The organism is Bartonella sp. CM31XJBT, from assembly GCF_028618555.1.
In the GTDB taxonomy this organism is placed as follows: Bacteria; Pseudomonadota; Alphaproteobacteria; order Rhizobiales; family Rhizobiaceae; genus Bartonella.
Genome location: NZ_JAQITD010000001.1, coordinates 336,999 through 357,690 on the forward strand (window position 1 = coordinate 336,999; position 20,692 = coordinate 357,690).

At 35.2% G+C, this 20,692-nt stretch carries 14 protein-coding genes and 2 tRNA genes; 8 read left to right on the forward strand and 8 right to left on the reverse strand.

The genetic code is table 11. The features are described 5' to 3' along the window. The first annotated feature begins 37 nt into the window (after nt 1–37). Nucleotides 38–1,702 carry a glucose-6-phosphate isomerase gene (gene pgi, locus PVV63_RS01355; protein ID WP_273790288.1) on the forward strand — a complete coding sequence of 555 codons (1,665 nt, stop codon included), beginning with the start codon at nt 38–40 and terminating at the stop codon, nt 1,700–1,702. Nucleotides 1,703–2,020: 318 nt separating this feature from the next. Here the strand turns inward: pgi and PVV63_RS01360 are convergent. Next, nucleotides 2,021–2,110 (reverse strand) — tRNA-Ser (locus PVV63_RS01360). Nucleotides 2,111–2,395: 285 nt separating this feature from the next. On the opposite strand from PVV63_RS01360, the gene rplU reads away from it, so the two are divergent. The 4 genes from rplU to PVV63_RS01380 all read left to right on the forward strand — a co-directional run bounded on the left by rplU (nt 2,396) and on the right by PVV63_RS01380 (nt 8,727). Further along, nucleotides 2,396–2,875, forward strand: coding sequence for a 50S ribosomal protein L21 (rplU, locus tag PVV63_RS01365; protein WP_273790289.1), 480 nt, complete (start codon nt 2,396–2,398; stop codon nt 2,873–2,875). A 12-nt stretch (nt 2,876–2,887) separates the two neighbouring features. Further along, a complete protein-coding gene (gene rpmA, locus PVV63_RS01370; RefSeq protein WP_100130483.1) occupies nt 2,888–3,157 on the forward strand; it encodes a 50S ribosomal protein L27 in 270 nt (89 codons plus the stop codon). 1,406 nt (nt 3,158–4,563) lie between these two features. Next, nucleotides 4,564–7,095 carry a phosphoenolpyruvate--protein phosphotransferase gene (gene ptsP, locus PVV63_RS01375; RefSeq protein WP_273790290.1) on the forward strand — a complete coding sequence of 844 codons (2,532 nt, stop codon included), beginning with the start codon at nt 4,564–4,566 and terminating at the stop codon, nt 7,093–7,095. Between the two features lie 1,542 nt (nt 7,096–8,637). Next, nucleotides 8,638–8,727 (forward strand) — tRNA-Ser (locus PVV63_RS01380). A gap of 462 nt (nt 8,728–9,189) precedes the next feature. Here PVV63_RS01380 and PVV63_RS01385 read toward each other — a convergent pair. The 4 genes from PVV63_RS01385 to PVV63_RS01395 all read right to left on the reverse strand — a co-directional run bounded on the left by PVV63_RS01385 (nt 9,190) and on the right by PVV63_RS01395 (nt 14,727). Continuing rightward, nucleotides 9,190–10,410 carry an MFS transporter gene (locus tag PVV63_RS01385; RefSeq protein WP_273790291.1) on the reverse strand — a complete coding sequence of 407 codons (1,221 nt, stop codon included), beginning with the start codon at nt 10,408–10,410 and terminating at the stop codon, nt 9,190–9,192. 1,552 nt (nt 10,411–11,962) lie between these two features. Continuing rightward, nucleotides 11,963–12,169, reverse strand: a complete 207-nt coding sequence (locus PVV63_RS10425; protein WP_375663304.1) for a YqcI/YcgG family protein — start codon at nt 12,167–12,169, stop codon at nt 11,963–11,965. Between the two features lie 165 nt (nt 12,170–12,334). Next, nucleotides 12,335–13,540: an ATP-grasp domain-containing protein gene (locus PVV63_RS01390; protein ID WP_273790292.1), complete on the reverse strand. Its 1,206-nt coding sequence runs from the start codon at nt 13,538–13,540 to the stop codon at nt 12,335–12,337. Then, nucleotides 13,537–14,727: a hypothetical protein gene (locus PVV63_RS01395; RefSeq protein WP_275065197.1), complete on the reverse strand. Its 1,191-nt coding sequence runs from the start codon at nt 14,725–14,727 to the stop codon at nt 13,537–13,539. The genes PVV63_RS01390 and PVV63_RS01395 overlap by 4 nt, the downstream gene beginning before the upstream one ends. A 1,096-nt stretch (nt 14,728–15,823) precedes the next feature. Here PVV63_RS01395 and tmk point away from each other — a divergent pair. Continuing rightward, nucleotides 15,824–16,474, forward strand: a complete 651-nt coding sequence (gene tmk / locus PVV63_RS01400; RefSeq protein WP_273790294.1) for a dTMP kinase — start codon at nt 15,824–15,826, stop codon at nt 16,472–16,474. A 600-nt stretch (nt 16,475–17,074) separates the two neighbouring features. Next, a complete protein-coding gene (locus tag PVV63_RS01405; RefSeq protein ID WP_273790295.1) occupies nt 17,075–18,286 on the forward strand; it encodes an MFS transporter in 1,212 nt (403 codons plus the stop codon). A gap of 318 nt (nt 18,287–18,604) precedes the next feature. Here PVV63_RS01405 and PVV63_RS01410 read toward each other — a convergent pair whose 3' ends face one another. The 3 genes from PVV63_RS01410 to PVV63_RS01420 form a co-directional block, all read right to left on the reverse strand. Beyond that, nucleotides 18,605–18,874: a hypothetical protein gene (locus PVV63_RS01410; RefSeq protein ID WP_012754562.1), complete on the reverse strand. Its 270-nt coding sequence runs from the start codon at nt 18,872–18,874 to the stop codon at nt 18,605–18,607. 2 nt (nt 18,875–18,876) lie between these two features. After that, nucleotides 18,877–19,323, reverse strand: a complete 447-nt coding sequence (locus PVV63_RS01415; RefSeq protein WP_273790296.1) for a hypothetical protein — start codon at nt 19,321–19,323, stop codon at nt 18,877–18,879. A 104-nt stretch (nt 19,324–19,427) separates the two neighbouring features. Continuing rightward, entirely contained in the window at nt 19,428–19,670 is a 243-nt protein-coding gene (locus PVV63_RS01420; RefSeq protein WP_273790297.1) for a hypothetical protein, read from the reverse strand. A gap of 147 nt (nt 19,671–19,817) precedes the next feature. On the opposite strand from PVV63_RS01420, the gene PVV63_RS01425 reads away from it, so the two are divergent. After that, nucleotides 19,818–20,324: a helix-turn-helix domain-containing protein gene (locus PVV63_RS01425; RefSeq protein WP_273790298.1), complete on the forward strand. Its 507-nt coding sequence runs from the start codon at nt 19,818–19,820 to the stop codon at nt 20,322–20,324. The last annotated feature ends 368 nt before the right edge of the window (nt 20,325–20,692 follow it).

A 20,692-nucleotide genomic window follows, 5' to 3' on the forward strand; every position in this document is an offset into this window, starting at 1 on the left:
ATAGATTTCATTATCAATAACCGTATAGGATAAGCTTATGGGAGATAGCTTTTCGATTCGAAATGAAATGGCTTTTGAAGCCACATTAAAAGCTTTAAGAAACCATGCCGCAAAGGATGGGGTCTATGATATTCGTCGGCATTTTGTAGAAGATGAACAGCGTTTTTCCCATTTTTCCCTCAGACTTGATGATCTTCTTTTCGATTTTTCAAAATGTGGTGTGACATTTAAAACATTGCAACTTCTAGATGATTTAGCGGTCGCAGCAGATGTGTTAGGCCGGCGTGATGCAATGTTTTCTGGTAAGGCGATTAATACAACTGAAAAACGCTCAGTTCTTCATATTGCATTACGTTTACCTGCTGATGAAATTTTCATGTTGGATGGTCATAATCTTATTCGCGATATTCAAGACGTCCTTGAAGATATGGAAAGATTTTCTGAAAAGGTGCGTGATGGAAGCTATAAGGGAAGCAGTGGCGAGAGAATAAGTGATATTGTCAATATTGGTATTGGTGGTTCTGATCTTGGTCCTGCAATGGTCACATACGCTTTAAAACCTTATCATGATGGTCCACAGTGTCATTTTGTTTCGAATGCTGACAGTGCCCATATTTCTGATACTCTCTCTATTTTGAATCCAGCAACAACGCTGTTTGTCATTGCTTCTAAAACTTTTACAACGGCTGAAACAATGGTAAATGCTCAAGTTGCACGTCAGTGGATTTGTTCACATTTAGGAGAAAAAGCCGTTTGTACGCATTTTGTTGCTGTTTCAAGTGCGCTTGATAAAGTGGCAGAATTTGGCATAGATTCCACAAGCGTTTTTAAATTTTGGAATTGGGTTGGAGGACGTTATTCAATTTGGTCAGCCATTGGACTTGTTGTTATGTTTGCAATAGGTGGTGGAAATTTTCGCAAATTTCTCAACGGTGCTTTGCAAATGGACCAACATTTTAAAACTATGCCTTTGCATAAAAATATTCCTATTCGTTTTGCTCTTTTAGGATTTTGGCATCGTGTTATTTGTGGTTATTCATCACGTTCGATCATTCCTTATGCACAGCGTTTAATACATTTTCCAGCTTATTTACAACAGCTTGATATGGAATCAAATGGTAAGCAAGTCTCGCTGGATGGAAAACCATTAAGTTTTTCAAGTGGTCCAATTGTTTGGGGGGATTCAGGAACAAATAGTCAACATGCTTTTTTTCAGCTTCTGCATCAAGGAACAGATATTATTCCTGTAGAATTTATTTTATTTATAAAAGGGCATGAGAAAAATTTACATTCTATGTATGAGATGTTGCTAGCAAACGGTTTAGCACAATCAAAAGCATTGATGAAGGGGCGTAGTATTGAAGATGCTCGGCATATCTTGATAAAAAATGGAGTTGGTGAGGGTGAGGCAGATCATTTAGCACTTCATAGAAGTTTTAAAGGAAACCGTCCCAGCATTACGTTGGTTCAAGATTTATTAACACCTTTTGCACTCGGTCGTCTTATTGCACTTTATGAACATCGTACTTTTGTTGAAGGGATTTTAATGAATATTAATTCATTTGATCAATGGGGGGTTGAACTTGGTAAAGAATTAGCAAACGAGTTACTACCAATTCTTCGTGGAGAAAGTAAAGCGGATAATCGCGATAGTTCAACATTAGGGTTGCTAGCACATATTCAAGCAAGACGTGCAAAATAAATATAATTTGACAGTAGGTTTTGCACTAACTAAGCAAAAGTAGAATGAGAGAGAAATATGAGATAATTCTTTAATTTTACTATGCGTTCTCTTATTATCTGAACTAGATTTATGTAACAGAAAATCAAAAAAGTGCAAAAATTGTAAAAAGGAGAATTTATTCGCAAAAACGATAAAGACCTTTGAGAGGTCTTTGAAGACCCTTTGAGCCCCCCTTAAAATCCTTCGAAAAAAATAAAATGGTACAAAATCTGCTGACAAGCTACAACCGGCAAGCTACGATTGAAGACATTTTAATAATATCGTTTTATAAATTAATGGCGGAGAGAGAGGGATTTGAACCCCCGATAGAGTTGCCCCTATGCCGCATTTCGAGTGCGGTGCTTTCAACCACTCAGCCATCTCTCCATAATAAAGTGAAACAAAAATCGGCACTATTTGAGTGTATAAGGGGTAGATAACCTTCAATTGTTTTTGGTACAACCTTTTTTTCTTTTTTATGGGACTTTATTGACAGAGAATAGAAATTCCTTCATATATACAAAATATAAGCGTGGGGAAATCTGCGCATATTTGTGTTGAAGAAGGTTTTATCCTTCTTTGAGATTTATTACGACTGATAAAAAGCAGCCTATTTTCCCTTATTTCAAGGCAGAAATTAAATAAGAGCTGGAGTGAACGGAAGGATAAAAAATGTTCGCAGTCATTAAAACTGGTGGTAAGCAATACCGCATTGTTGCTAATCAAGTGGTAAAAGTTGAAAAAGTTAGTGGAAATGCGGGTGATGTTGTTGAATTCAATGACATATTAATGGTTGGGCAAGAAGGTAATGCGGTTATTGGTACCCCTGTCGTTGCTGATGCATTGGTGACAGCTGAGATTTTAGAACAGGCACGTGGGCGCAAGGTTATCGCATTTAAGAAGCGCCGTCGTCAAAATTCTAAACGCACGCGTGGCCATCGTCAAGAATTTACGAGGCTTCGTGTTTTAGAAATTTTAATGGGTGGTTCAAAACCTAAAAAAGTTGCTGCAAAACCGATAAAAGAAGAAGCAACTACACCACAAGAAACAAAAGCTGCTGCTTCTGTTGAGAAGACGGCTAAAAAAACGGTTGAAAAAAAGACTGCGCCGCAGAAGAAAGCGTCTGTAGCATCAAAGAGTAAGAAAGATTAAAGGAGAGCGTCTATGGCACATAAAAAAGCTGGTGGTTCCTCGCGTAATGGTCGTGATTCAGAATCGAAACGTCTAGGCGTTAAAAAATTTGGTGGTGAAACCGTTATTGCCGGAAATATTATTATTCGCCAGCGTGGTACACGTTGGCATCCTGGTAACAATGTTGGTATTGGAAAAGATCATACGCTTTTTGCATTATCAAATGGAAAGGTTTCTTTTCAACGCAAAGCGGGTAATCGTTCCTATGTTTCAGTCATTCCTATGCTGGAGGCAGCAGAGTAATCTGTAACACTCTCTAGCAATCAACAGGATTTCATTGAATTATAGTTGTGGTTTTATAAGTATTAAAAGGGAAAGATAGAGTCTTATCTTTCCCTTTTTGCGTTGGTACTATAATAAATGTAGAAGATATGCGAAAAAGGTAGAATTGAGGAAATGGCTTTTCTCAATGAGGGAAAAAGTTTGTGCGATGTTATGTTAGTATTTAGTACTGAACATATTGATATTATGATAGAGTTTGTTGATAAATTTCTGTATAATAATAGTGAGAGAGACTTTCTTTTTATGCATGAAGAAGTGTCTAGTGATTTCTTATAAGAGAAGCAGTTTGTTTTCAGAAAATTATGAGAAATTTAATGAGAGCATTCTTTATGTAATCATTTTGATAAAGATGGGTCTTTTTATCGGCATTGTGGTATTGATGAGTTGTCATACTGTTTTTAGTTGGTAGTGTGGATAGGTGTGGCTATTCATTTAAAAAGACATAGGGATAAAAAATCCATAAGAAGGCAGCCAAAACTACTTTGAAAGTGACGTGCATTAAGGAATTTTCGGTAAATCAAGAGTGAAATTATATTTTTAAGGAGGACGGTGTTTAAAGATATAAAAATAACCAACGTGCAATCAGCGCCCTTCAAGAATATTTTTTCTGATTTCACTATTATTGTGTATTGTTGAAAGTAAATAAGCATAAGAGCTAGGGTTAAGGCAATCATTGCGTTTCATTTTTTACTTTATTTATCTTATTTGTAGAGTTTTTCTTTATTTTAGTAATTGATGATGGTGCTTGGGGGGATGTTCGTACTTTGCAAATGTGCGACAGAGGGTATTGTGTATTTGCGATATTGATTGAAGTAAAGGTGTAGCTTAAAATATATAAATATTATATATCGAGGGTTTGATATCATAAGATGGGCAGCACGGAATTTTAAAGATGATAAGTTGCATGGAGCAATTTGTAATTATGTAATGAATTTATAAAGAGGGATAATAGGTTAAATAAACTTTGAGGAATCAATCAAAATATTAGCTGAAGTTACGGATGATTGGGAAGGATGCTTTCTTGTAGGAAAAATAATGAAAAGTTATGTTGAATAACTTAGGATAATGAGAGCGTTTCGAAAACATAGTTTTTCAGGTGATTGGTTCTGTAGAAAATGGGGTTTTGTCTTTGTAAAGTAAAAGAGTAAGAGGCAGATTTGCTTATAATGGTTTTAAGCACTTCGCTAGATAATAATATCCAATTGTTTTATCGGTTATATTGAGGTATTTAAGCACCTCACTTAGCTATATTCCGTAAAATATAAATAAAGCTGTGGTGGTATTTATAGCTTGTATTTTGGGAAATGCAGCTTTGAAAAGGAATGTGTCAGAGATATTGGTGTTCAAATGTGAGGCAATTTGAATTCATGATGAGATATGAGAAAGCAGAAGCAATGAATGTAGATTTTGCTGATGGTGAAATCTTGTCTATAAGATCTGTACAACTTGCAGCTGCTTTTGATCATAAAAATGATGCAATTTATGCTGCTGCTGAATTGCTTGTGCAGGTTGGTGCAGTTGATAAGTGTTATCTGGCAAGCATGCTTGCACGTGAAGAAACAACCAATACTTGGCTTGGAAATGGTATAGCCATTCCTCATGGTATGGCTGAAAATCGTGATTTAATTATCAAGGATGCTGTTGCTGTTATACAGGTTCCTGCTGGTGTTGAGTGGCAGGATGGCAAGAAAGCATATTTGGTTATTGCCATTGCAGCGTGTCCAGATCGCTATAGAGAAATTTGTAAAAAATTGACGTCTCTTTTATTTGATAAAAAACAGCTTGAAGTACTTGCAACCACTATGGACAAACAACAAATTGTTACAACTTTGTTTGACCAAAATATGAAGATAGAAAAAACTTTTATTGGTGACCTTTCTGTGTGTCAGGAATGGACTTTAGATTATCCAAGTGGTCTCCATGCACGACCAGCTTCTCTTTGGGTTGATTTTGCGAAAAAGGCTCAAAGTTCCATCAGAGTTCGCCATGGTCAATATACCGTTGAAATGAAAAATTTGGTTGGTTTATTGCAATTAGGAGCAAAAAACGGTGATGTTCTGATTTTTTCTACAGATGCTTCAGAAGGAGCACAACTTCTCAATGATGCCATTGCTATTGCAAAAAAAGTGAGTATTAGTGAAAAATGCTTGATGAAAGCAATGGAATCTCAAACAAAGGCTTTTCATGGTTGGTATCCACGCTCTATGCAAAAAGGCATTTCTGGTGTTGGAGCGAGTTCAGGATTAGCATTTGGTAAGATTTTTGTTTTAAGGCAAAATGATATTTCCATAATAGACCAGCCAATTGATTTTGCAGCTGGTGCAGCATGTCTTGAAAATGCTCTTACAAAAACAAAACATAAAATGGCATCTGTAATTTCTGATATTACAGTGCGTATGGGAGCAGATTCTGCTGCAATTTTTTCTGCGCAAATGGTTTTGCTTGAAGATGAAAATTTAATAGCTCAAGCTTGTCGTTTTATAGCGGAAGGTCATGGTGTCGCTTGGTCTTGGGATAGAGCGGTTCGTCAATTTTCAGATATGTTTTTTAAGGTAGATAATCCTTTGTTAGCAGCACGTGCTGTTAATTTAGTTGATGTTGGTCGACGTGTTTTAGGTGAAATCAATCCATCCTATAGATCGTTCTTTTTAAATGATATTCCACATGGTGTAATTCTGGTTACAAATGACCTTTCTCCTTCTGATGTAGCACAACTTGATTGTACAAGGGTAAAAGGATTAGCAACAGCATGGGGAGGTCCATTATCTCATACAGCTATTTTGGCGCGTACTCTTGGTATTCCAATGGTTGTTGCTACAGGTGATGATATTTTAGCGATTCAGTCTGATATTCAGGCTATTATTGATGGCGATAACGGGTTTATTTACCTTGATCCTACGCTTGAAGACGTTGAAGATGCTCAAAGGCATATTGATACTGTTGCGCAAAAACGTGTCAGTGAAATAAGTGCGTGTAGATTACCAGCGCAAACGATAGATGGTCAAAGAATTCGTATCATGGCCAATGTCAACTACGCAAATCAGGTTCCTGTTGCGCTTGATTTGGGGGCTGAAGGTGTTGGACTCATGCGCACGGAATTTTTGTTTTTAGAGAATCCACATATTCCGGATGAAGAGCTACAATTTAATATATATCGGACGATGATTACAGCTGTAGGAGATAAGCCATTAATTATTCGTGCACTTGATATTGGTGGGGATAAACAGGTTACGCATTTACATTTATCTAAAGAGGACAATCCTTTTTTAGGTGTTCGAGGAACGCGGCTTTTGTTACGTCGACGTGATCTTTTGGTGCCTCAATTACGTGCTTTATATCGAGCAGCAAAAGAGGGCGGAGATCTATGGATTGTGTTTCCGATGGTCATGTCTGTTTCAGAGATTGTCGCTATAAAAAAGATTGCAGAGGAAATCCGCAACGATATTGATGCACCAAAATTAAAACTTGGTATTATGATCGAAGTTCCAGCAGCGGCCATTATGGCAGATGTATTGAGCGCCCATGTTGATTTTTTTTCAATTGGAACCAATGACCTAACACAGTATACAATGGCTGTTGATCGGCAAAATCCGTACCTTGTGTCTGAAGCTGATAGCCTTGATCCAGCAGTTTTGCGTATGATTTATCAGACTATTCAGGGAGCTGCACAACATAAGTGTTGGGTTAGTGTATGTGGTGGTATGGCTGGAGATCCTTTTGGTGCAATGATTTTGACTGGATTGGGAATTAATGAGCTTTCTATGATATCTTGCGATATTTCTCCAGTAAAGGCGTGTTTACAGACTCATAGTTTTGAAGATATGAAAATTTTAGCACAAAAAGCATTACAATGTGAAACTGCACGAGCTGTACGTGCTCTAAGCAAGGATATAAGGTGATAGAGAACATTAAGGGGAAAAAACGAGCTCATTTTTCAGACTAATCAGATCTTTAGTGTTGTAAAACATTATCCTTTAGGACAATTATAAGCAGCATATTAATTTGTAATGGTAATTTATCGTGTTACATAATGAGAGCCTTAAATATTGTAGGGTTTTCTCGTTTTAAATTTCTCTATATTAAATTAATAAAAATTATTCTTTTATACATTACAAAGAGGAGTAATGTATGGATAAAAACACTCTAAGAAAGAATAAATGCCTTTTATGCATTCTCTCAAATCGCAATGGATGTTGTAATATTAGGTGATAAATAGCGTGATGGTACTTGGCTTTTACTTTTTATTTAAGGAAAGATGATGCTATCCAATAGATTTTATACCATTCATAGACACCGTATGAGGTAGATGTGACAAGCTTTAAGAGATGTTTTTTAACAAACGTGTGGATGAGAAAGAAAATAGTATTTTTAGAGTATTCTGTTTTGTTATGAGACCATATCCCACTTAAAGAATGCGATAATCAAAAGTATGAAGTAATACGTAATCTCTTTTAAATAATAGAGATTACTTTAGATATTTTGAAAACTGTAAAGCTGAATTTAAAAGCATATGGTAAAAATGAAAACAGGTTTGCATTTTTATGATTTTGTATTTGACCAAAATGACTATTTTTTCATTTCAGAAAATAAGATATATTCATACATATTAAATTAAAAATGCAAAGGTTTTTTTTGTCTGAATTTTATTTTCTTTAGTATCAACTAAATATAGAAGTGTGAAATTGAATAGAGGATTTAGAGTAGGGCTTATTCTGTAATCCTATGAAAGAGGAAACTGACACCATCACACTATTTTACAGCCCTCAATGTTGCAAGAATTCGTGCTATTTGAAAAAATACATAAGAGGCACTTATCCTCTCTTAAAATGTTCTTCCTCCACATACCATCCCCGCTTATGACGTATAAACGATAATTTATTATTATAAATCAATATTTATATATTATCTGAAACATAAAAGTGATTAGCAGGTAGATCTCATTTCAAGAGAGAGTTGTTTGTAATCAAAGTTACAGTGATTAAGTATTTTCATCCTTGGAGGCAAGAAGAAGGTTGAAAACGATTTTTATTGAAATGAAATTTATTATCTGAATAAACAATTTTAATATTATATATATAAGAAGTTCATATCGTTATTATTCTATTTATTATTAGGGTAATCAATGGTGTTAAGTGAGAGATATTTAATTATTTGGTTATGCAAAACCATGGACTGTATGCCAATTTTAAGAGAAGTATTTTTTTGTGAAGCAGAAAGTGCGTAAATGAGTATGAAAATTTATAACTGGTGACAATCTTTTTATTCCCATTATTGTATTCTACAAACCTATCCACGAAAAAAGTTTTTTCCTAAAAAGAAGGGATGTGCTTGTTATTCAACAGATATAAGCTCTTACTTTAATAAATGAATTTATTTTTTGGGTTTTGAATGTATAGTTTAGACTTGCACGTTATTTCTTTCTGGGTATAGTGCAAACTTCTGGAGAGGTGGCCGAGTGGTTGAAGGCGCACGCCTGGAACGCGTGTATATGGGAAACCATATCGAGGGTTCGAATCCCTCTCTCTCCGCCATTAATTTAAAACGAACTTTCATATGCTTGATATGACATAGTTTAAAAAGCTCAGCATTTGCAGGATTTTTTGCTGTTGCAATTGACCAGTTCGCGCCAATCTATGCCTGTCATTATGTACACCTAGAAATTGCTGTTGAATTTCCATGAATTTTACACTTTTTAAGCTCCTCTCCTCTCGATCTTGAGATAACCTGATCTAGCATAAACGATCTCTTCAAATATCATTAAAGGATTTTTGCCATTATCACTAACTTCTGGTAGAGCTTTTAGAATTAATGGTGATCATAGTGCTATTTGCAATTTCGTTGCTTAACGGGCTATCCACATGAGAGGTAACAAACACCTCAGCTTTTCTCACGCAATGTGCTTATTTAAAATTAATGTCATGAATATTTGTACAAAATTTTTATCTATACGATAATCAAAAAAAGGCTGACGTAATATAATAATTGAATATCATTCATGCGGCGCTTTCTTTTATCTTTAAGCTTTGTATGTAAATAGATAGTCCGTGCAAAATAAATAAAGGGGCGCAAAAGCCTATAAATACACATAGGACGTATAATATAGAAAATGAAAAAAATTTTCCTGCATATAAAAGCACAATAGAGAATAAAGCTGTTATGATGCGTACACTGGCATCGCCTGCCAAAATCACCTCGGCTAAATTTTCATTAGGTGTGATAGCTTGTCCAATTGTTATTCCCGATATCCTAAAATAAAATTGCCCAATACCTAATAAAAACCCCATAATATAAAGGGAATATTGAGTAAAATTTAAATATAAAACAAAAGAGATTGCGATCACGGCAAATGCCGGTGCCCCCCATACAAAAAAACGAATTAAAGATGGAAATTTCTGTAAATAATAAGATGAGATAAGACCATTGATCACAAAACCCAGTGCTGACAAAGCAAAAATAGAATTTTGAATAGCTGTAAATTTTATATTATCTGATGTTATAGAAGCAAGCACAAGTGGCAATAAAACAATAGGCCCCGTATAGAGAGAATTATTCAAAATACGATTAATCGTTAAAAAACGCAACGCAGAAATCCGCCAAAGGCACCTGAACCCAACTCCATAAGCTTTTTGAGATGGCTTTTTTAATAGCTCTTTTGCTCTGTTTAGTTGTTGTATAGACTTTATACGAAACCATAAGCAGGCATTCAAAAGATAGATAAATACAATAAAGGCTATAGCTATTTTGTGCCCCAAATGCGCAATTATAAAATATATAAGCAATGGGGATATAATAACAAAAAACTGACAGCAACTAGTGTAAAATGCAAAAATTCCAGCTTTTTGTTTGGGAGCTGGAACCAGCTGATTCAAGGCACTATTGTTATTTGGGTTATCAGCCCCCATCAAGAGAGCAAGTAAAAAAAATACAAATAAAATAAGTACTGGATTGTTCATAAATAATAAGAAAGACAATAAACAAGCGCAAGTAATTTGACTATAAAACCCAATTATAAAGCCTTGATAGTGCGCCAACACGTTTCCCAAACATAAGCCAGCAATTCCAATTGCGATTAAATTAACGACATTTAAAGTAGCAGACGCTTCTCCTGTTGTATCTTGGAATTGTAACAAAGAAAGGCCAATAGATAATACACCACTAGCACAAAAACTCGTCAAACAACCAATCACAATCATAAGAAAAACAGAATTACGCAATAGCCTCTTTCCTTTTAAACAGAGACTCAAGCCATTTTATGATTTTCTCCATTGTCGAATATGGTTCGGTACTAAATTCCAGTTTTTCATAAAAGTTTAGTTCAAATGCGTTATAGGCACTTATTTTTTGAAAGTCATCTGTCAGCATGAATTCTATACTTGGCAACGTTGTACCCATAGATTGAGATAAATAATAGGAAATTACTTTCCAATACATATAGGTATGCTCTCTTGCCAAATAATTTTCCAAGGCATATTTCAAGTGACAACCACTTAAAAGATATTTCGGACAATGGTGCAACGGATAATAAATACAAATAGCACCGGCTTCGTGTCCGGGACAAGAAGAAATATTAATATTTTTATCATTTCATAATATTATAAAAACGCTCAGTGAGCAGATCTTCCAAATTTAGTCTAGTCACAACAAGATTGGTTGCTAATTTTTGAGAGACATGAGACCAAGCCAATCTTACTACTAAAGTTCCAATAACCTTTAAGTCAGATTCTGGATAAGCTTTTTTAAAATTTTCCACCCATATGTCTCTGTGACATATAATAATTGGCTCATCTCGTCTGAATGAACAAGATGTAATTCTAAACCAATATTATCACAAAGTTTTGAGCTCTTGAATTCTCCGTATCCTAATCTGGTATTCTTAAATCATCATAGGAACTAAGAATTTTTAAGTATTCCAACTTTTATTAAACTTTGTAACAATCTATTGGAATCTCCCCTTCACTGACTTCGACAATTATTTTCTCACCACTACAAGAACAAAAAATTATCTTTGAATTTGTTTATTTTTAGAAAAAAAATGAGCAACACTCTTTCTTAACTAAAAGAAACACGCTCTCTACCTTTTTCTTTATGATTATCAAAAACCTATCCCGTTATAATTTAACCATCCATTATTAGGAGAATATTCTGCGTTTAGCCTAATAAACTGTTATAATCAATGTTTCTCTCTGTTCTAAAAATCAGCGTTTTTTCTCCTAGAGATACTCATAATTTCTGTACAATCTTTCCCAAAAAGGCCCCCCTAAACATTGCTATTAACATGATCATCCTGAGAAGTTTTATACATACACACTGCATTCTATGTATTTTTTGGAAAATCCCTTTGAATCTCTATCGAGCCTTGTTTTGGCAGCAACATTTTGAATATATCATAAATATTTTTATTTAATTTTAGAAAACTTAGTCATTATCGTGTTTCATTAGATGATATGAGCAAGGTAGGGATTCAATAGTGTTGTCTTGCAGAAAATATTGCGTCCATTCTCTATTTTGGAGTTTGCTATATTTTCTTAAAAAAGGAGATTTTGTGATAATATCAAAAGGTTCAGGCCTTTTTCCTACAACGAGAATACATTTTGTTCTGTAGAGAGAAGACTTAGAAAAAACACTTAAGCTGGAAAGTTAACATAAATATAGAACTTACTTAATTCTGTTTATATGAGACGGGACATTGCAAGCTATAAACATAGGTTCGCCATGAAAGCAGAACTCTCATAGATGATTGTACATATTTTTTTGTATATGCTTAGGTCACTCTCGGTTGTCAAAAGCTCGCAAACTTTTAAGTGTAGACCAGAATTTTTCTCTATAAACTTCGATACTTTGTATGGGGGCAGGCTCCTCGAATGCAACAAAAGATGTGTTCTTTCCAAAACTTTTATAATTATCGCAATAAGTTATCAGGTCTTCCATTATATTTTTTGAGGTCAGCTTGTTGTAGAACCCAAATCTAAGCATATTTTTTGAGTATCCATTTACACCGAATAGGCAGAAAAGGCCTAATTGTGTTATTCATGGTTGCATTGAATTCTTTAAAAATGACTTGCTTCCATTTTTAATATTTGTCTATATTTTCAATTATTTGCGCTTCTGAATCCATTTTTTCTTCCCAATTGCTATATTTTATAAGAAATTGCTACGAATGATCCTCTCCAAAGCTGATAATTCATCATCACTGTGTCCCCAAATTGCTATAATAGCTGGGCAGGTATTTAAATCGATGGTTAGGGGGAGGAGCTCGTTTTCTTTAAAAAAGAGCGTAAAATGAACCACATTTTCCCAAGAATGAAGCTTTTGCCGCCATACGTTAACATCTTTTATAATATGACCGTCGATCTCGTTGATAAGGAAGATAATACGCCCTTTTTTCTTAAAGCGACTTGGGGTTTGCGAAAACACGCCTGCAATAAGGTTAACGGAGCTTTCAAGTAAACCATCTTCATAGCAATGCGCGAACAAGGTGGGTGCAATTCCTCCGTGGAGGCGGGCTCCTACTTCGATCATCACTGGACCACGAGCTGTTTGCATGATTTCCATATGCGCAGGTCCATATTCAATCCCCAGTGCGCGAATGCATTGTTTTGCATAAGAGATAAGAGGGGCATAAGAGGGATCTTGAGCATCAAGCACATCAAGCGATTCATAAACAAAAGCACTTCCATTATGAATACCTTTTTTATACCGCGATAAAGCACATATCTTTATAGCCTCTCCATTTACAACGGCGTCGACGATGTATTCCTCTCCCTCCAATCTTTCTTGGAGCAAATAGGCCTCGTTAGGTGCGCCAAAAATATTTTTTTTCTTCCAGTCGATTTCAGAGGTCCACGTTACTACTTCCTCAAGATTAGAGAAAAACAAAACACCATCACTCCCTGCAGAATCATTTGGCTTTACCACATAGCCGCTGTGGCTTTCAAAACCATCGAGAGTACAATCGTTTTTTGTAAGAATTTTTGATCGGATGTAAGATAAACCATTTTCACAAAGGCGTTTTTGCATCGCTGCTTTTTTCCGTCGCCAATCGGTAGTCAAGGGGTTATTCCCAAGACAACCATAATAAGCCGCCAATTGCTCTGCACAATAGATACCTCTTTCGGCACCCGCTATTACAGCCTCTATCGTGCCGATAGGAAAGCGTTTCTTTATCTCATCTACACTATGAAGCTTCGCTTCTGCCATGCCCTTTCCCTGATAAGAAAGCATAAAGTGTGAAAAAGGAGCTGCTTGAGAGACAACACCATAACAAGCATAGCCTAATTTTTGCAAAGCAGGGCCATAGAGGGCACCCGTGGAGAAAGGGTCGACAATAAGAATAGGTTTTCTCATACTTTGTTCCGCTGTGATAAAAGGAAAAGAACATAAATAAAGATTATTAGCCCTATAAGGGGCAGAAGATAAACAGCTGCTTGAGGACCCATAAGGGCAGAGCTTGTAAGAAGACCAAGAATGACATAACCTGCCGATTGGGAGAGAGTATAAAGCATACCGCTATAGCTTCCCACCAGCTCTGCTTGAGCCTCTGTTTTGGTTGCTTCAATCGTATGTTTGCGGGCATTAATTCGCATGGTATTCATTGAAAAGCCAATAAAAAAGCAAAAGACCACAGCCAAATAGGGTGATTGTGTGGTGCTAAAAATAAGATCAGCCATGCTCAACATAAGGGCTGGGAGAATAAATTCAAAACGAGGGATTTTGATAAAAGCAGCTAAAAAAGCGCCCACGCCCGCAACCGCACTGCAAAGCCCATAATATTCAGAACCAAAATTTTTCACACTCTGAAAAAGAATAGTTGCCAGCGTATTATAAGCGCAAATATGAAAGCCAATAAGTCCTATGCAGACGCATAAAAGTTTAAGTTCACGGGAGAGCTCATCCGCTTGCGGTGTAGGCGCTGTCTTCTTACCAGTTGCAAGTGTTGTGGTATCTGTGGCGTTATATTCATCGCAAAAGATAATATATCCGGCTATAAGGCTTATAATGATGTCAAACACACAAAGTGTCACAATCAAACCATTATAACCGATTTCAGCTGCTGCCCCTCGAGGGCTGGTCGCTTCTAAGAGATAACCACTCAGTGCTGCTCCCAAAAATGCGCCAATTTGCACCACTGTTTGCATAATGCGGGAAGCCTTTTGGGCGCTAATATAACCACTAAGTGCTAGTTTAGTATTATAAGTCTCGAGAGTGCTTAAGGTAATCAAAGAGAGATAGCCGATAGAGATAGAGACAGCGATAAAACCAAAGGGGGAATCAGCGTAATGGAAAAGTGCAATCAATAAAAGAAGGCTATAGATAATGATTCGCCTTTTGTATAAATCGACCAACCGCAGTGAGGCTTTAATGTGCACAAGACCGCTTTTTTTCAAAAGATAGGGCATAAGGGTGCCCAAAGCCATGGTTACGCCTAGGAAAACCGATGAGGATGTTATGCGATAAGCATTCCAAAGATTACTTAAAAATAAAACCATATCAGAAAGATACAGCAGGACAACAAGCCCATAAAACCGAAACATCAGTTGTTTGTGCACATTATCCCCCCCCCATTTCAGAATCTCTTAAAAACACACAGTATTATAAATCAGCACACATGTTTACAAATAATAAATACACACACACATATTACTGGGCATGTCAAGTTTTTTGGTAGGGAACATTTGAACGCTGATGTTTATGGTAGTGATAGCTTATTATTCAGGAGAATGAATAGCGATGGAGGCTGGTATTTTTACTGCGTCTGTTGCGGGAGGCTTGCCAATAAGGGGAAAGCCAGATAACGAATATAACTATGTCCTAGAGATATATTTTGCGCTTTCAAGTTGATTTTATTTATACTCAAGGTTGAGGTTTTTCTATTGACCGTTGTTAGATGTTGTTGTGACAATAAACTTCGTTATCTATCAGAAACATTTATGGCATTAGCGCTAAGGTGTTGTATTAAAGCCTTTACATAGTAGTCTGTCTGATAGAGAGGTATTATTGGTTCAGTTTTAGGAGGCTTTATTACGGCTGATTTGGGCGTCGTCGTTGTTTGAGGTCTTATTATAATATTCTTAATTTCAGTTTATGAATATACCGAAAAATATAGTGAAACATTTGATTTAAACGCTTTTGCAAGGCATATTTCAATATCTCAGCGATGTTTTCCAAGAATTGCTCTGCTGCTTTTTGACGGGATCGGATATCAAATGCTTATAGCGAGGGCAGTGGTTTGAGAAAAGATAGAGTTGATTTCATTAGCTTCCTATGGAGCGCAATCTAGTAGCAGCTCTTAAGGGACAATAATATACTGAGGTCGAACTCATTTCTATACACTTACACGACGCTATAGGAGTAATCCTCAGAAACTCTACTAGAATTCGTCAAAAAATGACAGGTTATGGAGTGTGAACAAAAAAATATATTTTTTACAAATACTTAATCTCATTTTAAGTTGTCTAAAATATAACCTTATCTTAAAACTAAGTCTATATACTACCATTTATCATAAAGTTATACAAAATGCGGGAGTATTGTGTTTTTCTGTTTAGAGACGAGTTAAAAAACACCTTATTAAACATTAAGAGATTTCAGACATAAAACAATTTAACTTATGGAAAGTATATAGACAAAATGTATCTTGATAAAAAAGTTTATAATTCCATGTGGTCTCCAAAGAAATTTTCTGGTTCTTTTATTGTCTTATGTGGATTTGATGGGAGTGGTAAGACAACACAAACAAAAGAAATCGCTCGCCATTACTCAATAGAAAAACATATAATACAAACTTTTCAACCCAGTTATTGGTATAGAAATAATCCAGAAATTAGAGATTACTTAGATAATGGAAAAGCAATTGATCCATTGCTTTTAGCACTCTTATCAGCGACAGATAGACGCAAACATACGCTTGAAATTATTGAACCTTCCTTAACGTCATCGCAAAATTTATTAATTAGCGATCGATATGTTTATTCTAGTCTTGCTTATTTTTATGCTCGAGAGCTTTCTGTTGAAAGTGTAGTTAAATTAAATCAATCTATTCCAAGACCTCATATTACATTTTATCTTCATTTACCGCCCACTACTATACTAGAGCGGTTGCAGAAAAGGGATGGTTTAAACTTAAAATACGAAGAAAAACTCTCTTTTATTGAAAAAGTTTACAAAGTATACAAAGTTTTATCAGAAATAGATGAGCGGTTTATAACAATTGATGGAACTGCTTCTGTTTCTTTAATTCATCATCAAATACGACATCATATAGATGAAGTTTGTTTTTGATTATGAATAAAATCATTTATTAATCAATTTATCCACGATAGATCCTCCTTTATGTATTCGTACTCTAAATCTGAAACTTTAGAGATATGATTGTAATAATTTAACTGCTCAGGAAAAATATCACGTTATATATTTTAATTAGAAAACTAACTGTAATGAGCTTGTTTTAAAAGATTTAGAGAAGGGGAGTAGAAAAGTTAGCAATATTTATTGTGAGGATAATAGTATGTTTATTCTTTTAGAGACGAAGTGTGGTGATAGAAGAACGACATGGAGGAATATACTCGAGCATATTTTAGTGCACGGAATAATAAGGACAATAATGTGAGTGAAGCTTCCATACCGTAAAATTGTTTCACATATGTATAAAGGTGTAGCTTCTGAATAAAACGCACATAAAATATTAATTTTGTTTTTGTCCATAAATGTTCCGTTTTCATAGAAGAATTAATCATAAAACAGCACAAAGATTGTAAAAGCCTCAAAAAAGAAATTTTGCTTTCTTAAATTTAATGATCTAAAATAAAAATTGTAAGAATGCCTGTTTTTAAACAGGATGTATCATGCATATCGACTGGTATTCATTTTAGAGGATAATTTATGTTCACTTCAAATTTGAAGGAACGCATTGCTTTATTTGAAAATAGAACTTTTCTCTATTTTACTTTGAGCGGCTTATTTGCTACATTTGGAAGTGGACTAAATTATATTACATTGTCATGGCTCGCTTACAATCAGACGGGCTCAATCCGTGGTGTAGCGTTGATGATGCTTTTTCTTTGGACGCCTGGCATTATTTTTGCGCCTATTTTTGGCATATTGGCAGATAAATATAATCGTAAAACGCAGATTATTATTTCAAATCTTGTGAGAGGTTTGGTAATTGTAAGCTGGGTAATGCTTTGGCATTTTGGTATAGAAATTGAATTGATGGTCTTATCTGCTCTTTTGGGTATTTTTATCCCTTTTTATATGCCATCAGCTATTTCTTTAATTCAAAGTATTGTGCTGAAGGAACAGCTCATCAATGCAAATGCGACCATCGATATGGTTTATGAACTTGGCACTATCGTAGGTATGGGCTTAAGTGGATTTATACTGTCCTATGCAGGAACAAAAGGAACTCTTCTAATAGGTGGTATATTCTTTATCATTGCTGGTTTATTTAATTTTGCAATGAAGGTACCTAAAAACCGAAGATCTAAAAATCAAAACCAGCAAAATTGGTGGGAAAATTATACAGCATCCCTTCATTATTTTAAACAGAATCCGGCTCTTTTTGTACCTTATATAAGCCAGATGATTATTATGACTCTTTTGATGACCATTCCTGTTATTCTCGTTCCTTATATACAAGAGGTTTTACATGCAGATAGCAGTATCTTTGCAATATTTGAGGTGCTTTATTCTATGGGCGTATTGACAGGTGCGTTTTTTTCACCACTTCTTTGTAAAGTTTTATCTATCAGGAAAACATTAGCCATTTTATTAGCTTTTATGGCTATTGGCCTCGCTATTCTATCTGTTAATACACACAATTTTGTTGTTTTTCCTGTTTACTTTATGATTGGATTTGGACTTTCGAGTTGGGCTCTTTCGATTTCTTTATCACAACTCTCTTGTGATCCTGAATACCAAGGAAGATTGCAGGCAAGTTTTAATGGTATCTCTGGATGCTTGATCCTCGGAGTCTACCTCATTATGGCAAGCGATAACAGTAGCATATCACCTCAATCGATATATTTTTTTCAAAGCATTGTTGCGTTTGTTGGAATACTCATAGTGCTGTTTTATAGACATGAAAAACAATAAATTACGTTTAAGAGTGGTCAATATACGCTATTTTATAAACATTTACGCTGCAGCACATTTCATATTTTGCTTTTAAAGGAGAGTTGAGAAAATGTAAAAGTTGGTGCTTAATGAACAAAGCATAAATTGATGTATACTAGAGAATACTCTCTATTTTTTGATAATGATCTAAAAGAATTGATGCGTTTCTTTAATTCATCTCACTGTTGTTAAGAAGACGAAAACGTAACACTTTAAATCTTCTTGAAAGTTTTTTGTTTAAGCGTAGTAGAAAGTAAAGCAATGAGGTAATATCGTATCATATGGGAGAGTATTGTATTATTTTTGTTTTTCAAAATCCATATGAAAAATTGTATCAATTTCATCTTCATTGGAATGGGTATTTCTACGACGATGCAAGGTTTGCACAATCTCTTTTTTTAAAACAGCATCTGTTTCACTTAAACGATGAATACTGAGTTCCAATTCAAGAGATAACGCCAAATCCACGCACAATTTAAGCTCTTCTCCAATGTCGAAACCGCGTTGATAGTCGTCATAAAGACCAACCAGTGTATCAGATAATTCTTTATCGCATAAAGAGGTCATGCTTAATTCCTCAACGTTGCGGGTTTCCATGCAGCTTTTTTAAGTATCACTCCACTATCATCACTTAAAATTGCCATGTATACGAACCTCATGGTTTTGTCAATTTTCTGCAAAATACGCGCTTTTAAATCAATGCCTATTAAAGATTTTATTACTCCAAGTTTTTGAAGCGCCCAATTGTAAATATGGATGGCAATGTGTTTACTATAGAACTTATAGCATTTAAAATACACTGCCAAAAGGCTTTTAATGTGCGTAGAGGAAGAGTATTCTGACGATAAACCAAACACCCTGAAATCTCTATTGCCAATTACAGCTAACTCAGTGTCATTAATATATAAAATAAGCAAACAGGGTTTGTAAACGTCTAACTTTTTAATAACGAGTGATAATCTCATTTTTTGTAGAATACCAATTATTTTGCCTGTTTTATATTGATTTTTAGACATTGATAAACTTTTTACCTTATAAAAACCTATGGGAAATGAATTTGCATATTTTTGTAATAAGATTTCAGTGGTATATTGCACAGCATGGAATGAAGAGAATCGTATTAGGCTTTTTGCTTTTGGAAGAATATGACTGCGACTTGTGAGAAAGCAGTTGGCAAGAATTGGCTTGGCATGCAAACTGATAGAGTTGGCAGTGGCGCATTTAGCTTTTTCATTGGGCTGTGTCCAAATGTTTTTGACTCTGGAAAATAGCCTCTGATAGGCTTGAGTTTTTCCAAGGTTATATTACAGGGGCGCAGTTCAGTAAAATACCACGGCGATTGCATTTTTTGTGTAATTGTCATAATTTTCGCTCCTGCTTAAACGGATGCTGCAACATCTGTTTTTGTGGGGTTATGTATGTGATAACTGCTCTTTTTAAGGAGCAGTAATAATAGATATAAATCAATATAATTATTTAGTCAACAATTATATTGATTTTGGAGTGTTTTTTGGCTCGTCCGGAAGCAAAACCTAAAACTGAGTTGGCAAAACGTTTTCGTGAAGTGCGTCACGCTCTTGGTTTTACAGAGCGTAAGCAGTTTGCTGCACATCTTGGTATCACTGCTGGCTCTGTAGGAACTTATGAAACTGGTATAAGTGAGCCTACAGCCTCTGCGCTCTCCAAATATCAAGAAATTTGTGGTATTTCCTTAGATTGGCTTGTGACGGGCAATGGCGAGATGTTTTCAGATATGGCAAAGGCAAAAGCAGCTGGTTTTAAACCGCAAGCGATACCTGCTGGGCTGATGAAAAAGCTGGGACATTTAGTTTATACGACCTATCATGATGCAAAAATAGATCTTTCTCCTGAAGATGTTGCGGAATTAGCAGCAGAGCTTTATGGAAGATTACAAGAGCTTATTCAAAACCTCAATGATATGGAAGAAGTCGAAGCCACTTTGCCACTTTTAAAATTACATTTAAAGCGTAAAATCGAAACTGAAAAGCATATCTAGAAATTTCATAAGATACGAATGAACAGCCTTTTTAAAAAATAAAACTTTTTTGATTTTCTGCTGTATAACCAAGTTTGGAATGTGAAAATCTCACGATCTTCGAGTCTTTTATTCAACCTGAAAAACGAGAAACTATCATTATAAATCAATATATTGTTCTGATTAAAAATAAAGCAGTTCATAAAAAGAACGACGGGTAGCAATACAAACAAATTGATTCAAAAAGAAGCTAATATAGTGTCATTCCTGAAATATTTGTTGGTTGAGGGAAAAGATACTGACAACAGTGAAAATACAATGACGATGTTTTGTTCCTATAGAAGGGTAACAGACATATACGCGAGAAGAACGAAAGATCATTTATAGCA

Coding starts and splice junctions, on each gene's coding strand:
- PVV63_RS01410 (WP_012754562.1), bottom strand. CDS start 18,874: ATGACCTCTTTATGCGATAAAGAATTATCTGATACACTGGTTGGTCTT.
- ptsP (WP_273790290.1), top strand. CDS start 4,564: ATGATGAGATATGAGAAAGCAGAAGCAATGAATGTAGATTTTGCTGAT.
- pgi (WP_273790288.1), top strand. CDS start 38: ATGGGAGATAGCTTTTCGATTCGAAATGAAATGGCTTTTGAAGCCACA.
- PVV63_RS10425 (WP_375663304.1), bottom strand. CDS start 12,169: ATGCTTAGATTTGGGTTCTACAACAAGCTGACCTCAAAAAATATAATG.
- rplU (WP_273790289.1), top strand. CDS start 2,396: ATGTTCGCAGTCATTAAAACTGGTGGTAAGCAATACCGCATTGTTGCT.
- PVV63_RS01390 (WP_273790292.1), bottom strand. CDS start 13,540: ATGAGAAAACCTATTCTTATTGTCGACCCTTTCTCCACGGGTGCCCTC.
- tmk (WP_273790294.1), top strand. CDS start 15,824: ATGTATCTTGATAAAAAAGTTTATAATTCCATGTGGTCTCCAAAGAAA.
- PVV63_RS01420 (WP_273790297.1), bottom strand. CDS start 19,670: ATGACAATTACACAAAAAATGCAATCGCCGTGGTATTTTACTGAACTG.
- PVV63_RS01405 (WP_273790295.1), top strand. CDS start 17,075: ATGTTCACTTCAAATTTGAAGGAACGCATTGCTTTATTTGAAAATAGA.
- PVV63_RS01395 (WP_275065197.1), bottom strand. CDS start 14,727: ATGTTTCGGTTTTATGGGCTTGTTGTCCTGCTGTATCTTTCTGATATG.
- PVV63_RS01415 (WP_273790296.1), bottom strand. CDS start 19,323: ATGTCTAAAAATCAATATAAAACAGGCAAAATAATTGGTATTCTACAA.
- rpmA (WP_100130483.1), top strand. CDS start 2,888: ATGGCACATAAAAAAGCTGGTGGTTCCTCGCGTAATGGTCGTGATTCA.